This is a genomic window from Arthrobacter sp. TJ-58, assembly GCF_058269295.1.
Map to the genome: position 1 here is coordinate 975148 of NZ_JBZCNM010000001.1, position 22469 is coordinate 997616.

General features: G+C 66.3%; 20 protein-coding genes and 1 riboswitch. Of the genes, 9 read left to right on the plus strand and 11 right to left on the minus strand.

Translation table 11 applies throughout. From position 1 onward, the window contains the following. Position 1: 1 nt before the first annotated feature. The 5 genes from alaS to AC4D2W_RS04475 form a co-directional block, all read right to left on the minus strand. The gene (gene alaS, locus AC4D2W_RS04455; protein WP_490925682.1) at positions 2 to 2695 is read right to left on the minus strand and encodes an alanine--tRNA ligase; all 2694 of its coding nucleotides are present in this window, start codon (positions 2693 to 2695) and stop codon (positions 2 to 4) included. 83 nt (positions 2696 to 2778) lie between these two features. After that, positions 2779 to 3033 (minus strand): hypothetical protein, encoded by a 255-nt coding sequence (locus AC4D2W_RS04460; RefSeq protein ID WP_400928589.1) that lies wholly within the window; start codon positions 3031 to 3033, stop codon positions 2779 to 2781. A gap of 27 nt (positions 3034 to 3060) precedes the next feature. Further along, positions 3061 to 3435: a DUF948 domain-containing protein gene (locus AC4D2W_RS04465; RefSeq protein WP_490925683.1), complete on the minus strand. Its 375-nt coding sequence runs from the start codon at positions 3433 to 3435 to the stop codon at positions 3061 to 3063. Between the two features lie 173 nt (positions 3436 to 3608). Beyond that, complete coding sequence (gene rpsD, locus AC4D2W_RS04470) at positions 3609 to 4235, minus strand: 30S ribosomal protein S4 (protein ID WP_152227785.1); 627 nt, start codon at positions 4233 to 4235, stop codon at positions 3609 to 3611. 343 nt (positions 4236 to 4578) lie between these two features. Continuing rightward, a complete protein-coding gene (locus AC4D2W_RS04475) occupies positions 4579 to 6003 on the minus strand; it encodes a replication-associated recombination protein A (protein ID WP_490925684.1) in 1425 nt (474 codons plus the stop codon). Between the two features lie 97 nt (positions 6004 to 6100). Between AC4D2W_RS04475 and AC4D2W_RS04480 the strand changes: the two genes are divergently transcribed. Then, positions 6101 to 6736 carry an acVLRF1 family peptidyl-tRNA hydrolase gene (locus AC4D2W_RS04480; protein WP_490925685.1) on the plus strand — a complete coding sequence of 212 codons (636 nt, stop codon included), beginning with the start codon at positions 6101 to 6103 and terminating at the stop codon, positions 6734 to 6736. A gap of 18 nt (positions 6737 to 6754) precedes the next feature. Here AC4D2W_RS04480 and AC4D2W_RS04485 read toward each other — a convergent pair whose 3' ends face one another. Continuing rightward, the gene (locus AC4D2W_RS04485) at positions 6755 to 7828 is read right to left on the minus strand and encodes a nitronate monooxygenase (RefSeq protein WP_490925686.1); all 1074 of its coding nucleotides are present in this window, start codon (positions 7826 to 7828) and stop codon (positions 6755 to 6757) included. Between the two features lie 9 nt (positions 7829 to 7837). Then, positions 7838 to 8674 (minus strand): PhzF family phenazine biosynthesis protein, encoded by an 837-nt coding sequence (locus AC4D2W_RS04490; RefSeq protein WP_490925687.1) that lies wholly within the window; start codon positions 8672 to 8674, stop codon positions 7838 to 7840. 105 nt (positions 8675 to 8779) lie between these two features. Then, positions 8780 to 8898, plus strand: a riboswitch (SAM riboswitch). A gap of 56 nt (positions 8899 to 8954) precedes the next feature. Between AC4D2W_RS04490 and AC4D2W_RS04495 the strand changes: the two genes are divergently transcribed. Together AC4D2W_RS04495 and AC4D2W_RS04500 are read left to right on the plus strand one after the other, a co-directional pair. After that, on the plus strand, positions 8955 to 9461 hold the full coding sequence (locus AC4D2W_RS04495; RefSeq protein WP_490925688.1) for a flavin reductase family protein: 507 nt from the start codon (positions 8955 to 8957) through the stop codon (positions 9459 to 9461). A gap of 478 nt (positions 9462 to 9939) precedes the next feature. After that, a complete protein-coding gene (locus AC4D2W_RS04500; RefSeq protein WP_490925689.1) occupies positions 9940 to 10593 on the plus strand; it encodes a hypothetical protein in 654 nt (217 codons plus the stop codon). Between the two features lie 123 nt (positions 10594 to 10716). On the opposite strand, the gene aspS is transcribed toward AC4D2W_RS04500, so the two are convergent. After that, a complete protein-coding gene (aspS, locus tag AC4D2W_RS04505; protein WP_490925690.1) occupies positions 10717 to 12513 on the minus strand; it encodes an aspartate--tRNA ligase in 1797 nt (598 codons plus the stop codon). A 165-nt stretch (positions 12514 to 12678) separates the two neighbouring features. Here aspS and AC4D2W_RS04510 point away from each other — a divergent pair, with 165 nt between their 5' ends. Next, positions 12679 to 13989: an APC family permease gene (locus AC4D2W_RS04510; RefSeq protein WP_490925691.1), complete on the plus strand. Its 1311-nt coding sequence runs from the start codon at positions 12679 to 12681 to the stop codon at positions 13987 to 13989. A 47-nt stretch (positions 13990 to 14036) separates the two neighbouring features. On the opposite strand, the gene AC4D2W_RS04515 is transcribed toward AC4D2W_RS04510, so the two are convergent. Beyond that, complete coding sequence (locus tag AC4D2W_RS04515; RefSeq protein ID WP_490925692.1) at positions 14037 to 15050, minus strand: adenosine deaminase; 1014 nt, start codon at positions 15048 to 15050, stop codon at positions 14037 to 14039. Between the two features lie 31 nt (positions 15051 to 15081). Further along, positions 15082 to 15657, minus strand: a complete 576-nt coding sequence (locus AC4D2W_RS04520) for a hypothetical protein (protein ID WP_490925693.1) — start codon at positions 15655 to 15657, stop codon at positions 15082 to 15084. A gap of 134 nt (positions 15658 to 15791) precedes the next feature. On the opposite strand from AC4D2W_RS04520, the gene AC4D2W_RS04525 reads away from it, so the two are divergent. Together AC4D2W_RS04525 and AC4D2W_RS04530 are read left to right on the plus strand one after the other, a co-directional pair. Further along, entirely contained in the window at positions 15792 to 17102 is a 1311-nt protein-coding gene (locus tag AC4D2W_RS04525) for a sensor histidine kinase (protein ID WP_490925694.1), read from the plus strand. Further along, on the plus strand, positions 17099 to 17848 hold the full coding sequence (locus tag AC4D2W_RS04530; RefSeq protein ID WP_490925695.1) for a response regulator: 750 nt from the start codon (positions 17099 to 17101) through the stop codon (positions 17846 to 17848). The genes AC4D2W_RS04525 and AC4D2W_RS04530 overlap by 4 nt, the downstream gene beginning before the upstream one ends. Positions 17849 to 17887: 39 nt before the next feature. Here the strand turns inward: AC4D2W_RS04530 and hisS are convergent, their stop codons facing one another. Beyond that, a complete protein-coding gene (hisS, locus tag AC4D2W_RS04535) occupies positions 17888 to 19234 on the minus strand; it encodes a histidine--tRNA ligase (protein ID WP_490925696.1) in 1347 nt (448 codons plus the stop codon). 189 nt (positions 19235 to 19423) lie between these two features. Between hisS and AC4D2W_RS04540 the strand changes: the two genes are divergently transcribed. The 3 genes from AC4D2W_RS04540 to AC4D2W_RS04550 all read left to right on the plus strand — a co-directional run bounded on the left by AC4D2W_RS04540 (position 19424) and on the right by AC4D2W_RS04550 (position 22430). Beyond that, entirely contained in the window at positions 19424 to 20209 is a 786-nt protein-coding gene (locus AC4D2W_RS04540) for a peptidylprolyl isomerase (RefSeq protein ID WP_490925697.1), read from the plus strand. Positions 20210 to 20262: 53 nt separating this feature from the next. Next, entirely contained in the window at positions 20263 to 21711 is a 1449-nt protein-coding gene (locus AC4D2W_RS04545) for a DUF349 domain-containing protein (RefSeq protein ID WP_490925698.1), read from the plus strand. An 83-nt stretch (positions 21712 to 21794) separates the two neighbouring features. Continuing rightward, positions 21795 to 22430 (plus strand): hypothetical protein, encoded by a 636-nt coding sequence (locus tag AC4D2W_RS04550; RefSeq protein ID WP_490925699.1) that lies wholly within the window; start codon positions 21795 to 21797, stop codon positions 22428 to 22430. Positions 22431 to 22469 lie beyond the last annotated feature (39 nt).

A 22469-nucleotide genomic window follows, 5' to 3' on the forward strand; every position in this document is an offset into this window, starting at 1 on the left:
TTCAGCCCCGGTTGGCTACTGCGGCTTTGACGGCAGTCAGGGCGTCGCCGAGCTTGGCGGCGTCCGAGCCGCCGCCCTGGGCGACGTCGTCCTTGCCGCCTCCGCCGCCGCCGAGGACCCCGGCAGCAACCTTGACCAGCGCGCCGGCCTTGATGCCGGCAGCGCGGGCCTCCTCATTAGTGGCAGCAATCACTACCGGGCGGGAGTTGGAGACGCCCGCAACCGCAACAACGGCTGCACCGCTTCCGAGGCGGGACCGCAGGTCCAGCGCCAGGGTGCGCAGGTCATCCGCACCGGCACCGGTCCCGGCGTCGTGCACCAGGACACGCACACCGTCAACGTCCACGGCCTTGGAAACCAGGGCTGCGGCTGAAGCAGCCAACTGCTCGCGGCGCAGGCGCTCCAGTTCCTTTTCCGTTGCCTTCAGCTTGGCCAGGGTGGCGGCCAGGCGGTCCGGCAGCTGCACGGACGGGACCTTCAGCATTTCGGACAGTTCGTTGACCAGTGCACGCTCGGCGGCAAGATGGCGGAACGCGTCCATGCCCACAAAAGCTTCCACGCGGCGGTTGCCGGATCCGACGGACTGTTCGCCCAGCAGCGTGAGGCTGCCGATGCGGGAGGTGGATTCCACGTGGGTGCCGCCGCACAGCTCGCGGGACCAGTCGCCGTTCATTTCCACGACGCGCACGGTGTCACCGTAGGCCTCGCCGAACAGCGCGGTGGCGCCCAGTGCCTTGGCGTCAGCCAGGGACATGATCTTGGTTTCCACCTGGAAGTTGCTGCGGATTGCCAGGTTGGAGACTTCTTCGATTTCGGACTTGGCGGCGTCGGAGAGACCTTCACCCCAGGAGAAGTCAAAGCGCAGGTAGCCGGCCTTGTTGAAGGAACCGCGCTGCAGGGCCTCCGGGCCCAGAATCTGGTGCAGGGCGGCGTGCACAATGTGGGTGCCGGAGTGCGCCTGCTCCGCCTCGTGGCGGCGCTGGGCGTCCACGGCAGCCAGAACACTGGCACCTTCAGCGATTTCGCCCTCGCGGACAATGGCCTTGTGCACGCTCAGTCCCTTGACCGGGCGCTGGACATCCTGAACTTCCAGGACAAAGCCGTCACCGGTGATCAGGCCGGTGTCTGCGGCCTGGCCGCCGGCTTCTGCGTAGAACGGGGTCTCGTTGAGCACCAGGGAGATTTCAGTGCCCTGGCCGGCGTACGGCACCCGGGATCCGCCGGAAATGATGCCGCGGACCGAAGACTGGCTGGTCAGCTCGTCATAGCCGGTGAAGACGGTCTGTCCGGCGGCAAGGAGCTCGTTGAACACCGAGACGTCGTCGTGGCCGTGCTTCTTGCCCCGGGCATCTGCCTGGGCGCGCTGGCGCTGTTCGAGCATGAGGGCGCGGAATCCGGCCTCATCCACCTTCAGTCCCGCTTCCTCGGCCATTTCGAGCGTGAGGTCGATCGGGAAACCGTAGGTGTCGTGCAGGGTGAAGGCGTCTTCGCCGGACAGCGGCTTGTGGGCGGCCTGGGACTCCTTCACGGCTTCTTCAAGCCGTTCGGTGCCGGAGGCGATGGTGCGCAGGAACGCCTTTTCCTCGGCGTAGGCAATGCGGCTGATGCGGGCGAAGTCGGTCTCCACCTCCGGGTAGACACCCTTCATGGCGTCGCGGGAGACGGGCAGCAGTTCCGGCAGGACGGCGGTCTCCACGCCCAGCAGGCGCATGCTGCGCACTGCACGGCGGATCAGGCGGCGCAGCACGTAGCCGCGGCCTTCGTTGGAGGGGCTCACGCCGTCGGAGATCAGCATCAGCGCGGAGCGGACGTGGTCGGCAACAACGCGCATCTTAACGTCATCGGCGTGGTGCGGATCCGAGGGGTCTTCGGCGGAGGTGTAGGTCTTGCCGGAGAGCTCGGCGGCCTTGTCCAGCACAGGACGGACCTGGTCCGTCTCGTACATGTTTTCCACGCCCTGGAGGATCATGGCCAGACGCTCCAGGCCAAGGCCGGTGTCGATGTTCTTCTGCGGCAGTTCGCCGGCCACGTCAAAGTCGGTCTTGGACCGGACCTCGGAGAGCTGGTACTGCATGAAGACCAGGTTCCAGATTTCGATGTAGCGGGTCTCATCGACGGCGGGGCCGCCTTCGAGTCCGTATGCGGGTCCGCGGTCGTAGTAGATCTCGGAGCAGGGGCCGCCGGGGCCGGCCTGTCCGGTGTTCCAGTAGTTATCTGCCTTGCCGGTGCCGATGATGCGCTCGTCCGGCATGCCGATCTTGTCGCGCCAGATGGCGCGTGCTTCGTCGTCGCGCTCGTCGCCGTCTTCGTAGACGGTGACCCAGAGACGCTCAGGGTCCAGGCCGAAGCCGCCCTTCTCGACGTCGGACGTCAGCAGCTCCCACGCGAAGGTGATGGCTTCTTCCTTGAAGTAGTCCCCAAAGGAGAAGTTTCCTGCCATCTGGAAGAAGGTTCCGTGCCGTGCGGTCTTGCCCACTTCTTCGATGTCCGCGGTGCGGATGCACTTCTGCACGCTGGTGGCCCGGCTGTACGGGGGCTTTTCGCGTGCGGTCAGGTACGGGATGAAGGGCACCATGCCGGCTACGGTGAACAGCAGCGACGGGTCATTGGTGACGAGCGACGCGGAGGGAACCACCGTGTGGCCCTTTTTGCTGAAAAAATCCAGCCAGCGGCGTGCAATCTCGTGGGACATCATGGTGCTTTTTACCCTTCCGGTAATTCAGGTGTTTGCAGCATTTGGCTGCGGGCAGGCAGTGCGCGGCGGTGCGGGCCGGTGGTTCAGCGGCGGGCGGCGGCCATGGTGCCGGCAACCGTGTCGCCGGTTTCCACACCCAGGGCGGTGCGCAGGTCGCCTTCCCGTTCGGTCATGCCTTCACGAAACGCATCGGCAAAGTTCTGCAGGGCGTCGGCGGCGGTGCCAACGGCCTTGTTGAGTCCGGCCGGACCCAGGGTGTTTTTGGCGTCCGAGAGGCGGCGGACGGCGATGACGCCGATCGTGACGCCGATGGACATCCAAAAGACTCGCTTGATCATTCTCTTCGCTCCTGTGCTGGTGGCGGGTTAGCGGCTGCTGCGGCGTCCGCGGCTCTTGCCGCGGGAGGAAATGGCCGAACGGACACCGTAGCTGAAGGCGGAGACCTTGATCAGCGGCGAACCGACGGTGGCGGCCACCAGGGAGGACAGCGCGGAGATGTTCGCCGTGGCGTCCGAGACATTGGAGGAAATGCCGTCCACCTTCTGCAGCTGCAGGTTGGTGGTGGACACGGTGGTGGTGACTTCCTCGATCAGCGGAGTCGTTTCATTGCTGATGGTGCGGATGGCACCGCGCAGCTCGTCAAACACCTTGCCCAGCTTCCAGATCGGGACGGCCAGCAGCACCACCAGCACCGCAAACACACCGGCCGCAATCAGACCGGCAATATCTCCACCCGACATGGTTCTCCTCTTTGGGTTAAAAACTAAAAACTTCCGCTATGTACCTTACCTACTTCAAGGCCAGAGCACTTACTTGCCTCCGCGGCGCGCAGTGCACCGGCAAAGGGGGCCGCTTAAGCGAACAGCCCGCGGCACGGGCCGCGGGCTGTTGCAAAAATCGAGAAGACTCGAGATTAGCGTGCGTAGTATTCCACGACGAGCTGCTCTTCGCAGGTCACGGGAATTTCCGAACGCTTCGGGCGACGCACGAGGCGTGCCTGCAGCTTGTCCAGGGAAACATCCAGGTAACCCGGAACAGCAGGCAGGACGTCGCGGTGGGCGCCGGCAGCGGCAACCTGGAACGGCGTCATGGTCTCGCTGCGCTGGTGCACATGGATGAGCTGGCCTTCGGAAACGCGGAACGACGGGCGGTCCACGCGGGCGCCGTCAACCATGATGTGACGGTGCACAACAAGCTGGCGGGCCTGGGCGATCGTGCGGGCAAAGCCGGCGCGCAGCACGAGGGCGTCAAGACGCATCTCGAGCAGCTCGATCAGGTTTTCACCGGTCAGACCGGCGGTGCGGCGGGCTTCCTCGAAGACACGGGTCATCTGTGCTTCGCGGATACCGTACTGGGCGCGCAGACGCTGCTTTTCACGCAGGCGTACCGCGTAGTCGCTGTCCTGCTTGCGACGTGCGCGGCCGTGCTCACCCGGCGGGTAAGGACGACGCTCGAAGTACTTGGCTGCCTTGGGGGTCAAAGCAATGCCGAGGGCGCGCGAAGCGCGGGCCTGACGGCGTGCACGTGTGTTGTTAGCCACGTTCACCTTTCACTGTTTTGGCGGTTTGGCCACCGCAGTCCTGGCTTTCACCGGGATACCGTGATGACTGATACGTAAGTACTGGCCTCCATTAGGGAGAGCTCGGGCCAACCGCTGCCTTCTGCTACAGAAACGGCGCCGGGCACACCTGACGCTCGTAAAAGCGAAAGGGGGGCTTGGCGTCGCACTTGCCAGTCAACCATCAATGCTAGCACGCACCGGCAGGCGCCCGGGTCCGCCGCGGGGGGCCTGCGCCGCCTGCGCTGCGCCACCTCACTAGCCACCTCACTTCGCGCAGCCTAACTTCGCGCCGGTTGACTCCCCGCCGGTCACTTCCCGCCGCTCACTTCCCGCGGACAATCCCCCGCAGCCGCTCCAGCCGCGCCGCGATGTCGCGTTCCACGCCGTTGGCGGTCGGTTCGTAATAATTGCGGCCCACCAGGTCATCCGGCGGGTACTGCTGCCGGGCGATGCCGTGGGGTGAGTCGTGGGAGTAGATGTACCCCTTCCCGTGCCCCAGCTGTTTCGCCCCGGGATAGTGCGCGTCCCGCAGGTGGGCGGGAATCCCCTGGCCCCGGCCGGCCCGCACGTCAGCAATAGCGGCATTGATGCCGTTGTACGCGGCGTTGGACTTGGGTGCGGTGGCAATGTGGACCACTGCCTCGGCCAGGATGATCCGCCCCTCCGGCATGCCGATCATCTGCACCGCCTGGGCCGCCGCGACGGCGGTCTGCAGCGCGGTGGGATCCGCCATGCCCACATCCTCGGCGGCGGAGATCATCAGGCGGCGGGAAATGAACCGCGGGTCCTCCCCCGCTTCGAGCATCTTGGCCAGGTAATGCAGGGCCGCGTCCACGTCGGAGCCGCGCAGGGATTTGATGAAGGCACTGGTGACGTCGTAGTGCTGGTCTCCGGCCCGGTCATAGCGCAGGGCCGCCACGTCCAGCGCCTTCTCGGCATCGCTGAGGGTGACCTCCGGGATATCCTCGCCCGCGGTGCGTTCGGAGTACGCGACGCCGGCCGCGGCTTCCAGTGCGGTCAGGCCGCGCCGGGCGTCCCCGGCGGCCAGGCGCACCAGGTGTTCCAGGGCTTCGTCGCTGAGGCGGACACGGCCGGCGAGGCCCCGCTCATCTTCCACGGCGCGCTTGAGCAGGGCGGCAATGTCCTCTTCGGTGAGCGGCTTCAGGGTCAGCAGCAGGGAACGCGAGAGCAGCGGGGAGACCACTGAGAAGGACGGATTCTCCGTGGTGGCGGCCACCAGGACCACCCAGCGGTTCTCCACGCCCGGCAGCAGTGCATCCTGCTGTGCCTTGTTGAAGCGGTGGATCTCGTCCAGGAACAGCACGGTGGTGATGCGGTGCAGGTCGCGGTTGGTGAGCGCCTCCTCCATTACCCGGCGGACGTCCTTGACGCCGGCGGTGATCGCGGACAGCTCCACGAATTTCCGTCCGGATCCGCGTGCCACTACATGTGCCAGGGTGGTTTTGCCGGTCCCCGGAGGCCCCCACAGCATGACCGACGAAGGCCCGGCCGGACCCCGGTCATCGGCGGACTCCGCCAGGGTGCGCAGCGGTGATCCCGGCCCGAGCAGGTGCTGCTGGCCCACTACTTCATCGAGGGTGCGCGGACGCATCCGCACCGCCAGCGGGCTGCGCGGACGTTTGGGGGCGCCGTCGTCCGCGCCTGCATCGAAATCCGCGCCGTCGTCGTACCGGTTGTCCGTGCCGGTGGCACTGTCACTGTCGTCGCTGCTGAACAAATCACTCACGTCCCAAGGCTACTCGTGCCGTAGCGTGGGAGTTGGTCCGGCAGGCGCCGGACGCTGCGACACGCTCGGTGGGCAGCATCACCAGGAGAATCGCGATATGCCCGCCACACGCCACACCTTCGTTTCCGCGCAGCGCCTGCCGGGCTGGCTGGACCGCCTGGCCGCCGGGAACGGTGCGCTGGACATCACACCCGAACACGGCGGACTGCACGTCCGCGCGGCCAACGGCACCGAAGCGGATCTGCGGGCGCCCTGGCCCGACGACGGACGCCCGGGACGCGGGACCAACGACGTCGAACGCCTGGTCTCCCTGGCCGGCCAGTCCCGCACCCTCGGGATCGTGCTGCTGCGCCGCGGCGGGTACGCCGCCGGTGTGGCCCGTGAGGGGCTGCTGCTCGCGTCCAAGGCCGGCAACCGGTACGTGCAGTCCCGGACCGCGGCCGGCGGCGGGTCGCAGCAGCGTTTTGCCCGGCGCCGGGCCAACCAGGCGGACGCGCTGGTGGAGACCGCCGCCGAGCAGGCCGCGCGGCTTTTCGCCGACCATCCGCCGGAATACCTCGTATTCGGCGGAGACCGGACGCTGACTGAACTGCTGGCCCGGCAGAAGGTTTTTGCTCGGTGGAGCAGCCTGCCGCGGCTGCAGCCCCTCGATGTCCAGGACCCCAAGCTGGCCGTGCTGGCTCAGGCGGCGAAGGATGCCTGCTCGGTTTCCATCCGGATTACGGTGCCCTGAGGCTTCCGTCCTGCAGTCTCACCCGGGGAACAACCGGCGGACGCTGGCCTGTGCGGGCTCTTCAACCGCGTGCCGGTAGCCTGTTCCCGCCCACAGGCTCACTCCCTCGGGGTCCCCGGAAGCCGCTGCTGCTGCACGGAGCGGCCCGGTGATCTGGTTCAGAAACGGATAGGCGTCCGGGGCATCCGGGTGCGCGCGCATGAAGCCGTTGGTCAGCCCGCGGGCCGGACGGCCGGAGAAGGCACGGGTAACCGAGGTGCGCGGGTCCCTGTGTCCCAGCACGGCATCGCGGAGGGCAGTCCGGTGCACCACTGAGGTGCCCGCCTCATTGGCGAGCAGCAGCAGTGTTCCCACCTGAACCGCCGAGGCCCCGGCGTCGAGGGCCGCAGCGGCACCGTGCCGGGTGGAAATTCCGCCGGCAGCCACCAGCGGCAGCGGGCAGGCATCCCTCACTGCGCTGAGGAGCTCCGGCAGCGCAGTTTGTCCGGGGACTGCGGCGCTGTCCAGGGTTCCGCGGTGCCCGCCGGCCTCCGGACCCTGCACACACAGCAGATGCGCACCCGCTGCGGCGGCGGCACGGGCCTCATGTTCGTCGGTGACCGTCACCACCGTGCAGATGTCCCGTCCGGCAAGCTCCGCGAACACGTCGGGCCCCGGCAGCCCGAAGGTGAAGGACACTACGGGAACCTGTTCCCGCAGGACCAGCTCCAGTTTGGCGTGCCAGCCGTCGTCGTCCTGCGGATCGGGAAACCCGGGTTCGGGAATTACCGTTCCGACCGGTGCTTCCCGGGCTGCGGCCAGGCTTTCGCGGTAGGCCAGCGAGGCCGCGAGCTTTCCGGCCTGCTTCTCCTCCGACGTATCGGCATACGTGTTGGCATGATCAGGCACAAAGATATTCACGCCAAAAGGCCGCCGGGTCAGTTGGCGGGTCCGGGTGATTTGACCGCGGACAGCGGCAGGGCTTTTATAGCCGGCCGCCAGGAAGCCGAGTCCGCCCGCATTGCTGACGGCCGCGGCCAGCTCGGGTGTGGAGGGACCTCCGGCCATCGGCGCGCCGAGGATCGGAAGAGACAGCGAGTCCAGCTTGAACATGGTTCCCGCTTACAGCGTGAGCGTGCCGTCAATGCAGGTGACGGTGGAGCCGCCCACCCAGATTTTGCCGTCGCGCGTGAAGACCCGCACCCGGCCGGACCGCTGGACGGCAGTTCCCTGCGTGACGACGTAGCGTTCCGGCGCAAGTGAGGCTCCGATCAGCCACTGGGCCAGGCCGGCATTGAGGCTTCCGGTCACCGGATCCTCGGCAACGCCAAGTCCCGGCACGAAGGCGCGCACTTCAAAGTCCGTTTCAGCGTCCGCCGGCTGCGCGCCGATCACGCCCACGCGCAGGTTGCCCATGATGGTGGGGTCCGGTAACAGGTCCAGGACAGTCGCGGCATCGGGCAGCAGGAGTCCGAGCCAGCCCGGTCCGTTGTCAATCCAGTTGGAAGCCAGCACCTGCCCCGGCTCCAGGTTCAGGGCCCGCCGCGCCTGGTCCAGGATTTCTTCCTCCAGCGGGCCCGAGCGCTGCAGCGGCGGGGCGGCAAACGCGGCGATGCCGGCATTGGCGTGCAGCGTCACCAGGCCTATGCCGCATTCCTGGACGACGACGTCGGGATAGCGGCGCTTGGCCCCGGTCTCCAGCCAGGCGTGGCATGTTCCCAGGGTGGGGTGTCCGGCGAACGGGAGTTCCCCGCCCGGGGTGAAGATCCGCACCCGGTAGTCGGCGCCGTCCACCGTGGGCGGCAGCACGAACGTTGTTTCGGACAGGTTGGTCCAGCGTGCGAAGGACGCCATTTCCGCGTCGGTGAGTCCCTCCGCTTCCAGCACCACCGCCAGGGGGTTGCCCAAATAAGGTTCGCTGCCGAAAACGTCCACCTGTTTAAACCACCGCTGTCTCATGGTGAAAACTGTATCCCTTTGGCTGCGGGAGTTTTATGAAGCGGAGTTTTACGAACTGTGGCGGGGGTTTGCGCGGCTGTGCTGCCGGACCTACCGTGGAACCAGAATCATGAGTTCCAGCCACAGGCCCTGGCCGGCTGGGCGGCAACCCTCTCGCCGTAGCGGGGTGCTCCAGGTGACGATTCGGCCGCCGGTTGTTCCAACCGGTCCGGCAAGTACTGCGTTTCGCTGCCGTGTTGGTCGCGGCGGCCGGACGCTTGAGGCAGAGGACATTTTCCGCATGACTCTCACAACCGACCTTCAGCCCGCAGCCCTGCGCCGGGCCTTCTCCCGGTTCCCCTCCGGCATTGCCGCTCTGTGCGCCGTGGTGGACGGCGAACCGCAGGGCATTGTTGCTTCATCCTTTACCGTGGGCGTTTCCATGGATCCGCCGCTGGTGCTGTTCGCCGTGCAGAACACCTCCCGGACCTGGCCGCTTCTGCGGGGCGCTGCCAGGATCGGAGTCTCTGTCTTGGGTTCCGGGCACGAGGGCATCTGCCGGCAAATTGCATCCAAATCCGGCGACCGTTTTGCCGGCCTTAACCTGCACACTGACGACTCCGGCTCCCTGTTCCTGGACCGGGCTGCCCTGTGGCTGGAGTGCTCCGTGGAGAACGAAATTCCCGCCGGGGACCATGCGGTGGTGCTGCTGCGGGTGCACGGCCATGCCGCCCATGACAATGCCCATGAGCCGCTGGTCTTCCACGGCTCGGCCTTCCGGCATCTGGGCGTGCCTTCCTTCGCCTGAGTTCACTGGGCAACACCGGCAGGAAATCCCGACCGGTTTGGGAAATTCCGGCCACTTTGGGAAATCCCGGCCACTGCGGACCGTCCGGGTTTTCCCAAACCGCACGAAATCGGGCAAACCCGGCGGTAAATCCCAGACAGCTTCCACGATGCTCGTGCTGCTGCGCGTCCACGGCCATGCCTCACACGACGATGCCCACGAGCCCCTGATATTCCACGGTTCAGCGTTTCCCCGTCCGGGTGTTCCCGAATTCGCCTGACCGGCAGAAATGTGTCGGCACCGGAAATAGTGGGCCGGGAATTGTTCCACGGGTTTATGACAGCGGCCGCCCGTTACCAATCCTTTACATACGGATCCGGGTCCACTATCGTTCTTCGGATTACTTCGGAAGGAAGTAGCGGAGATGACCAGAAACAGAAATGCCAATGGAACATCACGGACTAAGGCAAGGCCGGGCAGAGTGTCGGATTTGCCGTTTATGCATAAGGCCCTGCTTCCCGCAGCGGTGCTGGGCTTGGTGCTGACAGGGTGCAGCGCCCAGGAGGAGCCCGAGGCCGTTTCCTCGACACCTGCCACATCGTCGGCCACTGCTGAGGAGACCGCCACGGCGTCCCCCTCAGCCCGTTCTTCCAGCCGGAGCAGCATCGGCGTGGAACTGCCCCCCGGAAGCACGGAGCCTCCTGTCCCCATTGACCCGGCCATGACGGCACTGTTCCGGGCGGACAATCCCATCAGTCTCGAGAGTTACTTCCAGCAAAGCCCCCAGGGGCGCCCTCTCAACGCCAGCCTCGTGCTCGAGGAACCCGGCACCGGGAGGAGCACCTTCGATCTGCCCGCGATGGAACCGGGGACCAGCTTCAGCGTGTACCTCACCTGCAACCAGCCCGGGGATTACAGCATCGAGGTTCTGGACGCTGAATCAAGCCCAGTTACCGCTGCCAGCAGCAACAACTGCAATTGGCCGGTTCTCACGTCTTTCGAACACATCGTCACACCGGACCAAACCCCGGCATCCATTACAGTGGACGGGCCGGACGGAGATTACTGGCTTGTTGTCTATAATCTGCCGGTCCCCACTATGGCGCCCGAAACTTCCATGGGGCCCGCAACTGCGGCACCCGCACCGGGCTAAAAAAGGCTGTCGGAATAAATCACCGAGAATTACCGGTGCGTCGAAATATGAAGTCGAAATATGAAAGTGCCCGGCCGCATCAGCGGCCGGGCACTTTCATCATTCTGGAATCCTGCGAAAGACCTAGTCCTTCTTGGCGTCGTCCTGCTTGGCCTCAGCCTTCTTCTCCGGCTTGAAGTCCACGCCGGCTTCCTTGCGCTGCTGAGCAGTGATCGGAGCCGGTGCCTGGGTCAGCGGGTCATAGCCGCCGCCGGACTTCGGGAAGGCAATGACGTCGCGGATGGACTCGCTGCCGGACAGCAGGGCAACCACGCGGTCCCAGCCGAAGGCGATGCCTCCGTGGGGCGGTGCGCCGTACTTGAAGCCCTCAAGCAGGAAGCCAAACTTCTCCTGTGCGTCCTCCTGCGAAAGGCCCATGACCTTGAAGACGCGTTCCTGCACGTCGCGCTGGTGGATACGGATGGAGCCTCCGCCGATTTCGTTGCCGTTGCAGACAATGTCGTAGGCGTAGGCCAGCGCCGACGCGGGATCCGTGTCGAAGGTGTCCATGAACTCAGGCTTCGGGGAGGTGAAGGCGTGGTGCACGGCCGTCCAGGCTCCTCCGCCCACTGCCACGTCACCGGCGGCGACGGCGGCGGAAGCCGGCTCGAACATGGGGGCGTCAACAACCCAGACAAAGGCCCAGTCGTTGGGGTTGATCAGGCCGGTGCGGTGGCCGATTTCCACGCGTGCCGCGCCGAGCAGGGCACGGGCTTCGGTTGTCTCGCCGGCACCGAAGAAAATGCAGTCGCCGGGCTTGGCGCCAACCTTTTCCGCGAGGTTTTCGCGCTCAAAGTCGGTGAGGTTCTTGGCGACGGGTCCGGTCAGCGTGCCGTCTTCCTGGATCAGCACGTAGGCGAGTCCCTTGGCGCCGCGCTGCTTGGCCCATTCCTGCCAGGCATCCAGCGTGCGGCGGGGCTGCGAGGCACCGCCGGGCATAACGACGGCGCCCACGTAGGGAGCCTGGAACACGCGGAAGGTCGTGTCCTTGAAGAATTCCGTCAGGTCCGTCAGCTCCAGGCCGAAGCGCAGGTCCGGCTTGTCGGAACCGTAGCGGGCCATGGCGTCCGCGTACGTCATGCGCGGGATCGGAGTGGTGATGTCGACGTCGATCAGCTTCCACAGCGCCTTCACCACGGACTCGCCGAGGGCGATGATGTCATCTTCCTCGACAAAGCTGGCTTCGATGTCCAGCTGGGTGAACTCCGGCTGGCGGTCAGCACGGAAGTCTTCATCGCGGTAGCAGCGGGCAATCTGGTAGTACTTCTCGAACCCGCCCACCTGAAGCAGCTGCTTGAAGAGCTGCGGGGACTGGGGCAGGGCGTACCAGGATCCCGGTGCCAGGCGTGCGGGAACCACGAAGTCGCGGGCACCCTCAGGGGTGGAGCGCGTCAGCGTGGGAGTCTCGATTTCCACGAAGCCTTCGTCGTGCAGCAGGTTGCGGGCCACCCGGTTGGCTTCGGAGCGCAGGCGCATGTTGCGTGCGGGAGTGGGACGGCGCAGGTCCAGGTAACGGTGTTTCAGGCGGGCCTCTTCGCCGACTTCCACGTGCTCGTCAATCTGGAACGGCAGCGGGTCGGACGTATTCAGGACCACAACTTCGTCCGCAATGACTTCCACTTCACCGGAGGCCAGCGAGGGGTTTTCATTTCCCTCAGGGCGCTTCTGCACTGTGCCGGTGATCTGCAGTACATATTCGTTGCGCAGTCCGTGGAAGACGTCTTCTTCCCGAACCACTACCTGGGCGATCCCGGAAGCGTCGCGGAGGTCGAGGAAGGCAACGCCGCCGTGGTCCCGGCGTCGGGCCACCCAGCCAGCGAGAGTGACGGTCTGTCCAATATGCTCGGCCCTCAGGGAACCAAGGGCATGAGTGCGCAGCACAGCAGTCCTTTCAAGATTGCTTGCGGAAAACACTGTTCCCGCTCATTGTGAATACAAGGTCTCTTTAGAAGTTTACCGGTGTTCACTTCCTTTCCCAGCCAAGGACTCCAGCGCGCAGCCGTTGCGGCCGCACTGCCGGCCGGGCCCGACTGATCGGAGGGACGCGTGTCCGGAAGCTCCGACGCGATACTTCCGCTGGGCGGCTTCGACGCCACCACGGTGGGCATCGGCTGCATGGTGGGCGGAGGGATTTTTGTGGTCCTGCCCCCGGTTGCGGAAGCTGCCGGTTTCGCGATGGCCGCGTCCCTCACCCTGGCAGCCCTGGTGGCGTACTGCTCGGCAGCATCGACTTTCCTGCTCGGCGCCGGGCTTCGCGCCAGCGGCCACTCGAATGCCGGGGGCACAACGCGCTCCGCGGCCCGGGTCATTTTTGGTACCCATGCGGGTTTTTTCACCGGCTGGACCATGGTGTGTGCCCTGGTGACGTCCGCCGCCGTCCTCTCCCTGGCTTTTGGCCTGTACGTGCTGCCCGGCCAGGCGCGTCCTGCGGCGGTTGGAGCCGCGGTGGCGGCAACCGCACTGAATCTGTTCGGCCTGCAGCGCAGCACCTGGGTGATCCGTTTTGTGCTGGCGTTCGTGATTGGCGTGCTGGGCTTCGGGGTCGTGGTTGCCTTCAACGAGGCCGGAGGACCTCCTCCGCAGCCGGGCGTTCTGGAGGACACGGAGTCCACCGCCGGCTTGCTGCAGGGAGCGGGTTTCGCGTTCTTTGCCTTCGCGGGGTACGCCCGCCTGGCGTCGGGCGGCTTCCGGGTCCGCGCACCGGACCGGAACCTTCCGCGTGCCATCCCGGCTTCCATCCTGGTGGCCCTCGGGCTGTATCTGTTGGTGAACCAATCCCTGCTGGCCTGGTTCCACGGGCCGGCGGGCCTGGCGGCGTCGCTGGCTCCGCTGCGTGAGCCGGTGGCGGAGGTGGGCCTGGGCATCGGCACCGGGGCCGTGGCCATCGCCGCCGGTGCGGCCAGCCTGTCCGGCGTGTGGCTGCTGACGGAGGGAAGCGCGCACACGGCGGCTGCCATGGCCGACGACGGCGACCTCCCCCGGGTTTTCGCCCGCACGGGCCGCAACCGGCGGGTACCGTGGCCGGCAGCCGCTGCGGCAGGCGCCGTCGTCGTCGTGCTGGTACTGACCGCCAGCCTGGGAACACTCCTGGCCCTGGCCTGCTTTGCGCTGCTGCTGCACGCAGCCATCACCAATCTGTGCGGCTATGCGCTGGAGCAGCGGCGCTGGTACACGCCGCGGGCCGTAAACCTGGCCGGCCTGGCCGGGGCCCTGCTGACGGCGCTGAGCCTGCCGCTGGCGGCGGTCCTGATGATGCTGATCGTGCTGGTGTTCGGGCTGGTGGTGCGGCTGACATTCCACCGGTCCGGCAGCCCGCCGTCGGGTGCAAAGCCACCCGCCCCGCCGCAAAAGTCCTAGCTCAAAGTCCTAGTTCAAAGCCCTGGCTCTAAGTCCTGGTCCGGACTTCAGTCTTGAATCGACCGCCAGGAACGAATCAGCTCCAGCAGCTCGGCCTTCCGGTCCGGCTGCGCAAAGGAGGCCTCCACCGAGTTGGCCGCCAGTTTTGCGAGCTGGTCAGGGGTCAGATCGAAGGTCTGCCGCAGCTGCGCGAAGATGTCGTCCACGTAACCGCCAAAGTAGGCCGGGTCGTCGGAGTTCACCGACACGTTCAATCCGCGGGCCAGCATCTGCGGCAGCGGGTGGTCCGCCAGTGTGTCCACCGAACGCAGCCGAACATTGGAGAACGGGCAGAGGGTCAACGGCACCTGTTCCCGGACGAGGCGTTCCACCAGTTCGGAATCATCCAGGCACCGCAGGCCGTGGTCAATCCGGTCCACCAGCAGCAGGTCCAGCGCCTGCTCGATGTAGTGCGAGGGACCCTCTTCCCCGGCATGCGCAACGCATTTGAGGCCGGCTTCGCGGGCCATGCGGTACAGCTGGATAAATCCTTCCGGCGGGTAGCCCACCTCCGCGGAGTCCAGACCGACGGCGGCGATCGGCGCCTTGGACTCGATCAGCTGGGCCAGGACCTCCTCAGCTTCGGCGGCCGGACGGTCCCGCAGGAACGCGGCGATGAGTTCGGTGGAGATGCCGAACTCCTCAAGGCTGGTGGCCAGCACTCCGGCCACCCCGTTGATGCAGTCCGCCACCGGAACACCGCGGAGCAGGTGTGCCTGGGGATCAACCATCATTTCCACGTGGCGGATCCCGGCCGCTGCGGCCCGGCGCAGATAAGCCCGGGTCATATCGGCGAAGTCCGCCTCGGTACGCAGCACGTCCATGTTGGCGTAGTAGAGGTCAAGGAAGGACTGCAGATCGGTGAACTCGTACCGGCTGCGCAGCTCGTCAAGATCCGCGTAGGGAAGTGAGATTCCGTTCCGGGCCGCCAGTTCAAAAATCAGCTCCGGCTCGAGGGTTCCTTCAATGTGCAGATGGAGTTCAGCGGAGGGCAGCAGGGGTTCGATGGGTGCAGTCGACATCCTTTAAGCCTAGGCGATGCCGGAAGCGCCTTCAGCTCCGGACAGTTGGCCCGGGCTGGGCCGCCGGAGCCTGTCCCGGCCGTTCAAACATCCCGTACACCGGACCGGCAACCAGCCAGATGCCTGCCACCACGCCGGCCCGTTTCACCCAGTCCCACAGTTCGCCCGTCTCGCCGGGGGCAGCCAGGAACGCGATCATGATCAGCAGCACTGCAACCGCAATGGCCATGGCGATCAGGACCCGCCCGTATTCGACCCACAGCGAATGCCGGTAAGCGGCGGTGCCCTTCGCCGGTTTGACCGGGGCCGGGCCGCCGGCGAAGCGGTGCGCAAACCGGACATCGGCCCAGCGGATCAGGGTGTGGCCAAACGCCACGCTAAAGCCCAGATAGAAGGCAGCCAGTCCGTGCACCATTTCCGCGGTGCCGCCCCGTGCGAGGTCCGTTCCGGCGGCTGCCAGCAGCACCGCGTCCAGCAGCGGAACACAGGCCAGCAGCACCAGCCCCAGGCGCTTTTGGTGCAGCAGATAACGGGTGCACAGTCCCGCCGCGAGCAGTACCCAGAAGCCGATTTCGCAGCCGATGATGAGATATACCAAAACATCCATGGCAACAGCTAAGCCCTCCCACGCCGGCGCCGTCGTCGGTACTTGGTGCCATCTCCCGTGTCCGCCGTCATCCCTTTGGAGGACCAAGGACCGGGCGTCCTTCCACAGCCCGCTCCGATGGCTACGCTGTAGGCATGTCCGCCTCTAAAAGCCGCTATTCCCTGGACGGAGTCTGGGAGTCCGGCATCGCCTCCGCCGTGGGATACCTGCTGGCCGGCAGCATCCTGATGCTTGCCGGAGTGAACGGGGCCGATCTGGTGCCGCCGTTGCTGGGGGCGCCGGACTGGGCCTGGCTGCCGCTGCTGCTGCTCGGGTGCGCCGGCCTGGTATTCCGACGGCGGAGCGTGCCGGTGATGCTCGCGGTGACAGGTGCCGCCGTTGGAGGCAGCGTGCTGCTTGGCGGCGGCATCATCACCTATCTGCTGGTGTTCGAACTCTTCTACTCCGGCATCCTTTACGGCTCGGAGCGCCTCAGCCGGGCCGTCCAGAACGCCGCGGTTGCCGGCACCGTGATCCTTCCGCTGGCTGTGGGGCTGAGCTACGGGGGTTGGCCGGCAGCTCTTCTCGGCCTGTTTCAGGCTGTCCTGATCTGCCTCATGCCGCTCTGGTGGGCGAGCTCCGTCCGGCACCAAAGCGACCGCGCGGAACAGGAGCGGCAGCGTGCAGAGACCGAGCGGCTCCGCGCCGAACGCACCGAAGAACTGGCCGAATTGAATCTGCGGATGGCCGTGACCGCTGAGCGCGGCGCCATGGCCCGCGAACTTCACGACGCCATTGCCGGCCACCTTTCGGCCGTGGCGCTGCAGTCGGCAGCCGCCCTGGCCGCCGAAAACCCGGACCTGGACCGACGGGTACTGGCGCAGGTGCGCACTGAGAGCGTGCAGGCCCTGCAGGAAATGCGGTCATTGATCGGCCTGCTTGAAGCCGACGGCGGGCCCGACACAGCGCCTGCGGACACCGCAGCCGGCGGACTGCAGCAGCTGGAAGCGCTGGCAGCATCCGCGAGGCTGGCCGGCAACCCGGTGGAGCTGGAAATGGAGCCCGGCATCGAAGTCCCCGCCCTGGTGGGCAGCAGCGCCTATCGGATTGTGCAGGAATCCCTGACCAATGCAGTGCGGCATGCGCCCGGCAGCCGCATCGCTGTCACAGTCCGGCAGCGTGAAGGCTCCGTGGATCTGAGGATCAGCAACGAGGTGCCCGAGGCAACCGGAGAGGTCTCCGGCGGAAAGACTACCGGCGGGAACGGCACCGGGGGCAACGGCACCGGGCTGCGGAACATGTTCCTGCGGGTCGGACAGCTGCAGGGCAGCTTCAGCGCGGGGATCACCGAACCGGACGGCCGGGCCGCGCGCCACTGGGTGGTGCAGGCGCTCCTGCCGGCAGGACAACCCGGGCCGGCAGTACCCCGGCCGCAGCCTTCGATCCAGGCCCAGGAGATGCAGTGACCACAGGAACAGCAGAAACAACCCTCAGCATCCTGCTTGCGGATGATCACTCAGCCATCCGCGCCGGACTGCGGATGATCCTGGAGTCCGTGGGCGGTTTCACGGTGGTGGGCGAGGCGGCCGACGGGGCCACGGCGGTGCGCATGGCACGCGCCCTGCGCCCCGACGTCGTCCTCATGGATTTGCGCATGCCGGGCATGGACGGCATCGCCGCTACGGCCGAAATCACCGGGGAGAAGCTCTCCGCCGTATTGGTGCTGACCACGTTCGACATCGACGACTACGTCTACGCCGCCCTGCGCGCCGGGGCTGCCGGGTTCCTCCTGAAGTCCGTGGAGCCGGCGGAGCTGGTGCGCGCAGTCTCCAGCGTGGCCGACGGCGACAGCGTCCTCTCCCCCGAAGTCACCGGCACGCTGATCTCGGCATTCGTGCAGGGACAGCACGGCGCAGGGAGCCCCGGCAAGGCCCTGCCGGGGCCCGGCCCGGACAACGGTCCCGCGCTGCCTGCCGGCCTCGCCGATCCGCTGACCGCGGACCCGCTGACTGCCCGGGAAGAAGCGGTCCTGGCCTGTCTCGGCGAAGGGCTGTCCAACCAGCAGATTTGCCGCCGGCTGGGCATCGCCGAAACCACGGTGAAGACCCATGTGTCCCGGGTGCTGGCAAAGCTCGGGGTTGCCTCCCGGGTGCAGGCTGCGCTCGCCTACCGGGCACGCGGGCACCGGGAACAGCCCGGCAGCCGGGCCTGAGTTTTCAGCGCCCGGGTGCGCGGCAGCCGGACCCGGGAGTTACTGCTGGGCGGGGGTCACCTGGACAAACAGGTCCTCGGCCGGCGGCGTCCAGGTCTGCGGATCGGCAGGCACCTGCTCGCCGGAGCGGATGTCCTTAACCTCGTGTGTGCCGTCTTCGGAGGTGAACCAGACAAACGGAATCCCGCGGCGGTCCGCGTACTTGATCTGCTTGCCGAACTTCTCCGCCTTCGCGGCCACTTCCACTGAGATGCCGCGGGAACGCAGGTCCGCGGCGATGTCCTGGGCAGCGGACCAGGAGTCGTCGCTGGTGAGGGCCACCAGAACGGCGGTGGGAACGCTGCGGTTGGCTGCAGCGAACTCCTGGCTCAGGATGCGCATCACCAGCCGGGTCACGCCGATGGAGAGACCGACGCCGGGGAACTTGCGGTTGCCCTTGGAAGCCAGGGAATCGTAGCGGCCGCCGGAGCAGATTGACCCCAGGGACTCGTGTCCCACCAGCACGGTTTCGTACACAGTGCCCGTGTAGTAATCCAGTCCGCGGGCGATGCTCAGGTCCGCAACCACGCGGCCGGGGGCACGCCGAACGGCTTCGGCGATGACCTGGGAGAGCTCGTCCAGTCCTTCTTCGAGCAGTTCGTTGGACACGCCCAGGGCGCGGACCTGATCCACGAAGGACATGTCCTCGGTGCGGATGGAGGCCAGCTTCAGGGCAGCGTCGGCCTGTTCAGCAGTGGCGCCGAGTTCTTCCTGCAGCAGCTCAGCCACCCGTGCGGCACCGATCTTTTCCAGCTTGTCGATGCTGCGCAGCACGCCGGCGGTGTCTTCCAGGCCGATGCCCCGGTAGAAGCCCTCGGCCAGTTTGCGGTTGTTGACCCGGATCTTGAAGTCGGGAATGGGCAGGGCGCCCAGCGCCTCGGCGATAACCAGCGCCAGCTCAACGTCGTACCGGAACGGGAGTTCGCCGTCGCCCACCACGTCAATGTCCGCCTGCGTGAATTCGCGGGCGCGGCCTTCCTGCGGGCGCTCGCCGCGCCAAACCTTCTGGATCTGGTAGCGGCGGAACGGGAACGCCAGGTGTCCGGCGTTCTCCACCACATACCGGGCAAAGGGAACGGTGAGGTCAAAGTGCAAGGCCAGGGCGTTGGGATCCGTCTTGCCGGCGGCTTCGCCTTCTTCAGCCTGCAGCCGGCTCAGCGCGTAGACTTCCTTGTCAATTTCGCCCTTGCGCAGCAGCTGGCCCACGGTTTCCACCGCGCGCGTTTCAATGTTCGTGAAGCCGTGCAGTTCAAAGGTGCGCCGCAGAACGTCCAGGACATGCAGTTCAACCAGGCGTTCCTGCGGCAGCCATTCGGGGAAACCGGACAGTGAGGCCTTGCGTGCCATGAGGGCGAGCTCCTTCTGGGGATTGAGGCGGACTGCTGCAGGGAAATCGCCTGGCGGCATGCCTAAACTAAGTGCGGCACTCATTTTAGGTCGTCCGCGCACGCCAAGGCGAACCGGAAGGACCAGCACTGCTGCGGCCGGTGCTCCCCGCCCGGCCGGCGATGTCCATCCGCTGCATCAGGAGAACCCGTGGCCGCTCCCCGCCAAGACCGCGAAACACGACGGCGCATTGCCCGCATCCAGGCGAAGCGCGCCCTGCAGCAAAGCCAGGCCAAACGCAGGAAACGGGACAATGTTTTCGCCGGTGCGGCTGCCGCCCTGGCACTCGCGCTGGCGCTGGCCCTGCAGGTGGCCTGGTTCTCCTCCAATCCCACCCCCGAAGAATCCCGGCTCATCGAGCAGCAGGCCGCAGCCGCCGAACCCTCGGATCCAGCCACTGCCCCGGCGGTCCCGGACCCGTCGATTGCCGAAGGCAGGGTCTTCACCGGAACACTCGCCACCAGCGCCGGGGATTTGGGCGTGGAGCTGGACGGAAATGCAGCACCGCAGGCAGTGGCCGTGTTCACCTCGCTGGCTGAATCGGGCTTCTTCGAGGGGAAGACCTGCCACCGGCTCACCACGGCGGAGACCATGGGCGTGCTGCAATGCGGTTCCCTCAACGGAGACGGAGCCGCAGATCCGGGCTACCAGTGGGGTCCCGTGGAGAACACGCCCGCCGACGGAAAGTACCCGGCGGGTTCGATTGCCGTGGCCCGCGGCGATACCACGGACAGCAACGGAACGCAGTTCTTCATTGTGTACAAAGACTCCGTTATTCCGCAGGATACGGGCGGCTACTCGATCATGGGTAAGCTAACGTCAGGGCTGGACGTTTTGGAATCCGTCGCTGCACAGGGAGCCGTGAAAGACGGCGCCGCTGTCCAGGACGGCACACCGAAAACGCCGGTGACGATAGACTCGTTTACCCTGAAGTAAATGGCAGCGCGGGCTTCGCGCACTGCCAAACCTCGAGTGAAAGACTTTTAGCGGTGACAGACAGTCAGAAATCCGACGAAACAGTTTCCGGCCCCGGCTCGGAGACTTCCGAAACCCCGCGGCCCGCAGCGCCCACCCCGGCAGCCTTCGCTGCACGGCGTCCGGCGCCCGCAGCAGCTGATGCAGAAGGTTCAGCTCCTGCCGCCGCGCCCAAGCCTGTCATCAGTGCACCCCCGGTGCACTCCACCTCCCTTGAGGACGCAGCCCGCTTTGCGCGTGTTGAGGAGGACGGCCATGTCTTCCTGATCGTGAACGGCGAAGAATTCCCGGTGGGCCAGTACCCCGATGCCAGCCGTGACGAAGCGCTGGCCTACTTTGTCCGCAAGTACGACGACGTCGCCAGCCAGCTTGCGCTGCTGGAGGCCCGGGTGCAGGCCAAGGCTCCCACCACGGACATGCTCAAGACCCTGAAGCACCTCGGCGAGCAGGTTGCCGAACGCAAGATGGTCGGTGATGTGCTGGCTCTTGACGCACAGATCGAAGCCCTGCGCAGCAGCATCAAGGAAGCTGAAGCAGCCGAACGTGCCGAAGCCGAGGCCGTCAAGGCACGCGAGCTTGCCGCCCGTGAAGCCATTGTGGCCGAGGCCGAAGAGATTGCCGCCAAGGATCCCGCCACCATCCAGTGGAAGACCAGCAGCAACCGGATGAATGAGCTCTTCGAGGCCTGGAAGGCGGCCCAGAAGAACGGACCGCGGCTTGGCCGCAGCAATGAGGACAGCCTGTGGAAGCGGTTCCGTTCCGCCCGCACTGTCTTTGACCGCCACCGCCGCGCCTACTTCTCTCAGCTGGACAGCGAAAACACCGCTGCCAAGCAGGCCAAGGAAGCGCTGATTGCCCGCGCCGAGGAACTGGCTACGTCCACGGACTGGGGCAACACTGCTGCAGAGTACCGCCGGCTCATGGACGAGTGGAAAGCGTCCAAGCGCGCCAGCCGCAAGGATGACGACGCCCTGTGGGGACGTTTCCGTGCCGCGCAGGACACCTTCTTTGCCGCCCGCCAGGCAGCCAATGAGGTTATTGACGAAGAGTTTGCCGCCAACCTCGTGGTCAAGGAAGAGCTGTTGAAGGAAGCCCAGGCCATCCTTCCGGTCCGCGACCTCACGGCAGCCCGCAAGGCGCTGAACTCCATCCGGGACCGCTGGGAAGAGGCCGGCAAGGTTCCGCGCGCGGACATGGGCCGGATGGAAGCCGGCATCCGCAAGATCGAGGAGGCCGTCAAGGCTGCCGAGGATGAGCACTGGCAGAAGAGCAACCCGGAAACCAAGGCGCGCACCAACAGCGCCCTGAGCCAGCTCGAGGCCACCATCGCTTCCCTCGAGGAAGATCTGGCCACGGCTGAAAAGGACGGCAACGCGAAGAAGATCGCCGACGCCCGTGAAGCCCTTGAAGCCCGCCAGCAGTGGCTGGCCATGCTGCAGAAGTCTGCGCAGGACTTCTCCTAACGTCCAAAGGCCCGGCATCTTCCCTGTCCACAGGAAAGATGCCGGGCCTTTTGCTTTTTCCGGAAGTGGGTCAGGGTTGGCTCATGCCGGCAACACTGTTTCCTTATCCGGGTGTGCTGCCGGAGTTCACCTCCACCGGCGGGGCGCTGTTTTATGCCGGCGGTGACTTTTCCGGTCCTGAACTGCAGGCAATGGAAGCTGACGGGCTGCTGCGCTGGGTCTATGCGGGGACCTATGTGCGCTGGGACGTCGAGCCTGACCCGGTCTGCCGTGCGCTGGCCGCCCTGCATACGCTTCCGCAGCGGCTGCGTGCAAAGGCCATGCTCGGACGGTTGACGGCGGCCTGGGTGTACGGCTGTGCGCCTCCGCCCCGTCGCCTGCAGCTGCTGGTTGACCACCGCAGCCGGACCACGGCCCTGCCGCCCTTCAGCCCCGCGGTCCTCCACGAGGTCCGGCTGGCGCCCGGGGACGGCATGGACATTGCCGGCATGAAGGTTAGCACTCCCCTGCGCACGGCGGTGGATTTGGCCCTGCACGGTCCGGAGGAAGAATCACGGCAGGCGCTGCTGGCCATCGCCGCCAACCCGGTGCTGGACTGTCCCCTCACACGGGTCCGCAGCGCAGTGGACGCGGGAGCCCGGCAACCGGGACGGTCCGCCGCCCTGCGGCGGCTGGACCTTGCGCTCCGGCAGTCCCAACAGGACCGCCGGAGCGTTTAGGGCACCCGGGCCCTCCTTCGGCAGGCGGCCCGGCATCTG